This is a genomic window from Xanthobacter sp. BG11Y11_SDJG, assembly GCF_057364445.1.
Window position 1 is genome coordinate 1 of record NZ_JBNFNU010000279.1, and the last position, 5,714, is coordinate 5,714.

Below are 5,714 nucleotides of genomic sequence, written 5' to 3' on the forward strand. Positions count from 1 at the left end.
CCGTCCGACCCCATACGAGCCTCGGCGGCCTCTCGCCGTCGATGTTCGCCAGCCGGTCCCATGAGGACCAAAACCCAGCCGGGCCTAACTTATGACCGGCAGGAAAATGGGGAGCACGTCACAACGTCACTCGATGCCGTGCTCGTGCACGAGCCAGGCGAGCATCTCGGCGGAACCATAGACGCTGTCGCCCATTGGCCGTGCTGGATGCGGATTCCGAGCTCATCGCGCGCGTCGTTCCGATTTGATCGCGCGCGGCATTCCGAAGTCATCGCGCGCAGCATTCCGAGCAATGCCCGCGCAGCATTCCGAGATTATCGCGCGCAGTTTCGGGTGGCGTGAAGCCTGATCGTTGGAGCCATTTCGCGGGCTGAGCAGCAGCCGGAGGAATGGATGCCGACGAGGAGGGTTGTGATGCGCCATGTGCGCGAGATTTTGCGGTTGAGCCTGGCCGCCGTGCGCTCCGGTCCAGCGGGCGGCCGGATCCGCGGGCGAAAGGAATTCGGGGTGACCTCGGTGGCCGCGCCGAAGGCGGCATCGTCGAGGACGGCGAGATATTCCTCGACCGCGCGGCCGGCCACCTCGGGCGACAGTCCGGCTTTGCCATCGACACCCTTCTGCCGGCTGGCCTCGGCCTTGATCAGACTGGCATCGACGGCGAAGCCTTCTCCGCCGACCAGCCCCTCAGCGATGCAACGCTGCAGCACCGCCTCGAACAGGTGCCGCAGCAGGTCGCTGTCGCGGAAGCGACCATGCCGGTTCTTGGAGAAGGTGGAGTGGTCCGGCACGCGGCCGTCGAGGCCGAGCCGGCAGAACCAGCGATAGGCCAGGTTGAGGTGAACCTCCTCACACAGCCGCCGCTCCGAGCGGATGCCGAAGCAATAGCCGATGAGCAGCATCCGGATCATCAGCTCAGGGTCGATCGAGGGCCGGCCGGTCTCGCTGTAGAAGGGCTTGAGGTGCGCCCGAATGCCGGCGAGGTCGACGAACCTGTCGATGGCTCGCACGACGTGGCCTGTAGGAACGTGGCGTTCGAGGCCGAACTCGTAGAACAGCGCCTCCTGCGCCCTCGTTCGCTCGCCCATCATCGGTCTGTCCTCCCTCTGCGAGGACAACTGAATCAGGACTTCGAGCCCCCAGCAACACCGACTTTTTCAACGGAAACGATCCAAAGGCGAACTTGGAAAGGTCAGCTTGCCGACCTCCCCCTGCACAGCCAAACCTCACACCCGCTGAATGATGGCGGCGATGCCCTGGCCGACGCCGATGCACATGGTGCAGAGGGCGTAGCGACCGCCAGTCTCCTCCAGTTGGTGGAGGGCGGTGGTGATGAGCCGGGCGCCGGACATGCCAAGGGGATGGCCGAGAGCAATGGCTCCGCCGTTGGGATTGACGTACTCGGCATCGTCAGGAAGCCCCAAGTCGCGCAGCACGGCCAGACCCTGCGAGGCGAAGGCCTCGTTGAGCTCGATGACATCCATGTCGGCGAGCGAAAGGCCGGTGAGCGCCAGCACCTTCCGGGTCGCCGGCGCGGGTCCCATGCCCATGATGCGCGGAGGCACGCCGGCGGTGGCCATGCCCACAATGGCGGGCGCGGGGGTGAGGCCGTGGCGCCGCGCGGCGGCCTACGGACGCGATGATCAGCGCGCAGGCTCCGTCATTCACGCCAGAGGCGTTGCCGGCAGTCACCGTTCCGTCCAGCCGCACCACGCCCTTCAGCTTCGTCAGCTGCTCCAGGGTGGTGTCGGGGCGTGGATGCTCGTCCGCCTCCACCAGCTTTGCCTCGCCCTTCTTCTGCAGAATCGAGACGGGCACGATCTCCCGCGCAAGCCGCCCCGAGGCCTGGGCACGACCGGCACGCTGCTGGCTGCGCAGCGCGAAGGCGTCCTGGTCGGCCCGCGCGATCTGGAAGTCCTGCGCCACGTTCTCCGCCGTCTCGGGCATGGAATCGACGCCGTGCAGGGCCTTCATGGCCGGGTTCACGAACCGCCAGCCGATGGTGGTGTCCTCGATCTTGGCGGCGCGGGAGAAGGCGCTGTCCGCCTTGCCCATCACGAAGGGCGCACGTGACATGCTCTCGACCCCACCGGCGATCATCAGCTGAACGTCGCCCGAGCGTATCGCGCGCGCGGCGGTGCCCACCGCATCCATGCCGGAGCCGCACAGACGATTGATGGTCGCGCCGGGCACCTCCACGGGCAGCCCGGCCAAGAGCCCGGCCATGCGCGCTACATTGCGGTTGTCCTCGCCCGCCTGGTTGGCGCAGCCGAGGATCACGTCGTCGATGGAGCCCCAGTCGGTGGATGGGTTGCGCGCGACGAGCGCCGCAATGGGAGCCGCGGCGAGGTCGTCCGCGCGCACGGCCGAAAGGGCGCCGCCATAGCGCCCGACGGGGGTGCGGACGGCATCGCAGATAAAGGCATCTTGCATGGCATCAGACCCTTCCGGGGTTCTCCCTCAGCGACCCTTCCCAGGGCCAGTTCGGTGCAGGCGGTGACAGCCCTGGGATTGACGGCGCCGGCGGAGGTCCCCGCCTTTGGTCAGCCCAGGAGCGGCCGGCCGGCGGCGACCCGCCGCTTCAGGAACTGCGAAGTGCGGTAGCGGTCGTCGCCATAGGCGGCCTGCAAATTCTCCAGCACCTGGAGGATCAGACGCGCGCCTACGGTGTCAGCCCAGGCGAGGGGGCCGCGGGGATAGTTCACGCCGAAGGTCATGGCGCGGTCGATGTCGCCCGGAGAGGCGACGCCCAGCAGAGCGGCCTCCGCCGCTTCGTTGGCCAGCATGGCGAGGGTCCGCAGCACTACGAGCCCCGGCACGTCGTCGGTGACGCAAACCGCCTTGCCGAGCGCCTGAAACAGCCCGGCGGCGGCGGCGATCGCGCTTTCCGGCGTTCTGGTCGGCGGCGGCGATGGCGAGCCGCGACGCCTTGGCATAGTCGAGCGCGAGGTCGAAGAGCACCAGGTCGGTGGGATCTCCGCCCGCCACGCGCGCCGTGGCGGTGCGGCCGTCCGTCAGGGCGAGCGCGCGCCTTCCAGGCGGATGACCCCATGGCCCGGCTCACGCGTCACCGCGACGCCGGCGTCCGCCAGAAGGGCAACGAGGGGTTCCGCGGGACCGAGGTCCCCTTCAATGATCGCTGATCGCGGCGGCACGCCGGCAGGCGCGGTGCGCGGCTCGGGTTTGGCTGCATCCTGCGCGTAGGAGTAGAAGCCGCGTCCGCTCTTGCGGCCCAGCCAGCCGGCGGCCACCAGTTCCTGCTGTGTGAGGGAAGGTCGATAGCGCGGATCGCCGAAATAGGCGGCGAACACGGAACGCGTGACCGCGAAGTTCACGTCGTGGCCGATGAGGTCCATGAGCTCGAACGGTCCCATGCGGAAGCCGCCGGCCTCGCGCATGACCGCGTCGATGGTCGCGGCATCGGCGGCGCCCTCCTCCAGAAGGCGCAGGCCTTCCGCATAGAAGGGCCGCGCCACCCGGTTGACGATGAAGCCGGGCGTCGAGGTGGCGTGCACCGGCTCCTTGCCCCAGGCCCGCGCCGTTGCGAACAGGGTGTCGAGCACGGCGCGGTCGGAGGCTAGGCCCGAGACGATTTCCACCAGCTTCATCACCGGTGCCGGATTGAAGAAATGGAGGCCGGCGACCCGTTCCGGCCGCTTGAGACCGGCAGCGATGGCGGTGAGCGAGAGCGACGAGGTGTTGGAGGCGAGAATGGCGTCGTCCGCCACGACGCTCTCGAGCGCCGAGAAGACCTTCTGCTTCACGCCGAGGTCTTCGACGATGGCTTCCACCACCAGCCGGGCGGGGGCGAGGTCTTCGAGCGAGGAGACGGCGACGAGGCGCGTGGCGATGGCGTCGCGCGCCTCCGCCGTGAGACGGCCCTTCTCCACCAGCTTCGTCAGGCCGGACAGAATGCCGGCGCGCCCCTTCTCCGCCGCGCCGTCCTTGGCGTCGAACAGCAGCACCGGGTGGCCGGCCTGCGCCGCCACCTGGGCGATGCCTGCGCCCATGGCGCCGGCCCCCACCACCGCCACGACGGCCGAGGGTTCGAGTGATGTCATTGAGCAACTCCGTCGAGCGAGACCACCGCCTTGCCGCGCACCTTGCCGCGCGAGACGAGATCCAGGGCCTCCGGCAACTTCTCGAATGGATACTGGCGCATGATGCGGGGCCGGACGGCTCCCTCGCGCCACAGGCGGAACAGGTCGTCCTGCACCTGCCGCACCTGCTCCGGCTTGCGGTCGCGATAGTCGCTCCACTGCAACCCGCTGACGGCGATGTTCTTGACCAGGAGGTAGTTGACCTTCACCGACGGGATATCGCCGGCGGCGAAGCCGACGACGACGAGCCGGCCGCGCCAGGCCATGGCTCGCAGCGCGGCGCCCAGGAAGTCGCCGCCCAGCGGGTCGATCACCACGTCGGCGCCGTGCCCGTCGGTGGCGGCGAGCACCTGTGCCCTCAGGCTCTCGCGCAGATCCGGTCCCGAGACGTCGATCACGGCATCGACGCCCTCCGCCCGCAGGATCCCGGCGGCCTCCGGCCCGCGGACGCAGGCGAGCACCCCGCGCGCCGAGACCCTTGGCGACCTGGACCGCGGCGAGGCCGACGCCGCCGGCCGCGCCACCCACCAGCACCGTCTCGCCGCGCTTGTACTGGCCGCGCTCCACGAGGGCGAAGTAGGCGGTCTGGTACGACCAGACCCATGGCCGCCGCCGCCGCGAACGAGAGGCCGTCCGCAGCTTGAAGCTCTGGTCGGGCGCGACGACCGCCTGCTCGGCGAAGGCGCCATGCTCGACCTGGGCCATGATGCGGTCGCCGGGCGCGAAGCCCCGGATCTTCGGCCCGGTGGCGAGCACGATCCCGGCGAGGTCCTTGCCCGGAACGAAGGGGCGCTCCGGCAGGATCTGATACTTGCCCGCGATCACCAGAACATCGGGAAAGTTGATGCCGAAGGCCCTGACATCGACCACCATCTCGTCGGCGCCGGCGACGAGGTCCGGCAGGCTGTCGATCCGCATGGAGGAAGGAGCGCCGTGCTCCCAGACCCGGTAACCGCGCATGATGTCGCCCTTAGATGGAGAGAAGGGGGTCCGTGGTTTCTCCGAGCTGGGGGGCCCAGGCGTGGGTCGCATGAGGCCGGAAGACGGGCGCGAGCGGAACCGGCAGGGCCGGCAGGTCCCGGCCGCTGGCCTTCAGGGAATGGGCGAACAGCTTGCGTGCGGTCACCTGCGCGTCCGCCACCGCCTCTTCCAGGGTGGCGACGATGGAGCAGCACACGTCCTTGCCGGCGAAGGCGGCACGCCAGTCTTCGGCCGACCTCGCGGCGATGCGCTCGGCCACCGCGGCCTTGACCGTGGCCACCGGCGCCGCCGGATCGCGCAGCGCCTCCGGCAGCCCAATGATCTCGGTGAAGGTCGCCCAGAACTTGTCCTCAAGGGGCGCGGCCGCGAGGTAGCGATCATCCGCCGTGCGATAGATCTGGTAGCGGGGCGAGCCACCCGTCACCAGAGACTTGCCGGCCTGCGGCCATCCGTTGCCGGTGAAACCTTCGCCCAGTCCCCAGTAGAGGAAGGTGAAGAGGTTGTCGCCCATGGCGATATCGAGATAGCAGCCGAGCCCGGTCTGGTCGCGATGGCGCAGGGCCAGCAGGATGTTGGAGTGGAGGGCGGGCATGGCGCCGCCCGCCACGTCCGCCGCCAGCACCGGCGGCACCACGG

Annotated in this window: 4 protein-coding genes and 3 pseudogenes; all 7 read right to left on the reverse strand. The window is 69.3% G+C overall.

Translation table 11 applies throughout. The annotated features are described in order from the left end of the window. Positions 1-129: 129 nt before the first annotated feature. Positions 130-1,088 (reverse strand): annotated as a pseudogene (locus tag AC2W7M_RS18520) (transposase); the annotation flags it as partial. Between the two features lie 135 nt (positions 1,089-1,223). Continuing rightward, a pseudogene (pcaF, locus tag AC2W7M_RS18525) lies at positions 1,224-2,430 on the reverse strand (3-oxoadipyl-CoA thiolase). 110 nt (positions 2,431-2,540) lie between these two features. Then, positions 2,541-2,933 (reverse strand): 3-hydroxyacyl-CoA dehydrogenase family protein, encoded by a 393-nt coding sequence (locus AC2W7M_RS18530; protein ID WP_486133929.1) that lies wholly within the window; start codon positions 2,931-2,933, stop codon positions 2,541-2,543. Between the two features lie 78 nt (positions 2,934-3,011). Continuing rightward, positions 3,012-4,058: a 3-hydroxyacyl-CoA dehydrogenase NAD-binding domain-containing protein gene (locus tag AC2W7M_RS18535; RefSeq protein ID WP_486133932.1), complete on the reverse strand. Its 1,047-nt coding sequence runs from the start codon at positions 4,056-4,058 to the stop codon at positions 3,012-3,014. Next, positions 4,055-4,558, reverse strand: coding sequence for a zinc-binding dehydrogenase (locus AC2W7M_RS18540; protein WP_486133934.1), 504 nt, complete (start codon positions 4,556-4,558; stop codon positions 4,055-4,057). Before AC2W7M_RS18540 ends, AC2W7M_RS18535 begins: the two co-directional genes overlap by 4 nt. A gap of 250 nt (positions 4,559-4,808) precedes the next feature. Continuing rightward, positions 4,809-5,129 (reverse strand): annotated as a pseudogene (locus tag AC2W7M_RS18545) (alcohol dehydrogenase catalytic domain-containing protein); the annotation flags it as partial. Next, positions 5,068-5,714: CoA transferase (locus AC2W7M_RS18550; RefSeq protein ID WP_486133930.1), on the reverse strand; the 647-nt coding region annotated here is incomplete at its 5' end. The gene AC2W7M_RS18550 and the pseudogene AC2W7M_RS18545, both read right to left, overlap by 62 nt.